Source organism: Cytobacillus praedii, assembly GCF_001439605.1.
GTDB lineage: Bacteria > Bacillota > Bacilli > Bacillales > Cytobacillaceae > Cytobacillus > Cytobacillus praedii.
The window spans coordinates 1-989 of the sequence record NZ_LMBX01000064.1 but is presented as its reverse complement, the minus strand read 5'-3'; the positions used below and the strand labels follow the sequence as shown (position 1 = coordinate 989).

1 rRNA gene is annotated in these 989 nt (G+C 51.0%); it reads left to right on the top strand.

The annotated features are described in order from the left end of the window. A 23S ribosomal RNA gene (locus ASU02_RS25455) occupies positions 1-989 on the top strand; the annotation flags it as partial.

Genomic DNA, 989 nt, shown 5'->3' with positions numbered 1-989 from the left:
GCGATTCCCTGAGTAGCGGCGAGCGAAACGGGATTAGCCCAAACCAAGAGGCTTGCCTCTTGGGGTTGTAGGACACTCTACACGGAGTTACAAAGGAACGAGGTAAATGAACAGGTCTGGAAAGGCCGGCCAGAGAAGGTAAAAGCCCTGTAGTTGAAACTTCGTTCCCTCCAGAGTGGATCCTGAGTACGGCGGGACACGAGAAATCCCGTCGGAAGCAGGGAGGACCATCTCCCAAGGCTAAATACTCCCTAGTGACCGATAGTGAACCAGTACCGTGAGGGAAAGGTGAAAAGCACCCCGGAAGGGGAGTGAAAGAGATCCTGAAACCGTGTGCCTACAAGTAGTTAGAGCCCGTTAATGGGTGATAGCGTGCCTTTTGTAGAATGAACCGGCGAGTTACGATTACATGCAAGGTTAAGTTGAATAGACGGAGCCGCAGCGAAAGCGAGTCTGAATAGGGCGAATGAGTATGTGGTCGTAGACCCGAAACCAGGTGATCTACCCATGTCCAGGTTGAAGTTCAGGTAACACTGAATGGAGGACCGAACCCACGCACGTTGAAAAGTGCGGGGATGAGGTGTGGGTAGCGGAGAAATTCCAATCGAACTTGGAGATAGCTGGTTCTCTCCGAAATAGCTTTAGGGCTAGCCTCATGTAGAAAGAGTCTTGGAGGTAGAGCACTGTTTGGACTAGGGGCCCCCATCGGGTTACCGAATTCAGACAAACTCCGAATGCCAAAGACTTATCCATGGGAGTCAGACTGCGAGTGATAAGATCCGTAGTCAAGAGGGAAACAGCCCAGACCACCAGCTAAGGTCCCAAAGTATACGTTAAGTGGAAAAGGATGTGGAGTTGCTTAGACAACCAGGATGTTGGCTTAGAAGCAGCCACCATTTAAAGAGTGCGTAATAGCTCACTGGTCGAGTGACTCTGCGCCGAAAATGTACCGGGGCTAAACGTATCACCGAAGCTGTGGATGGACATCT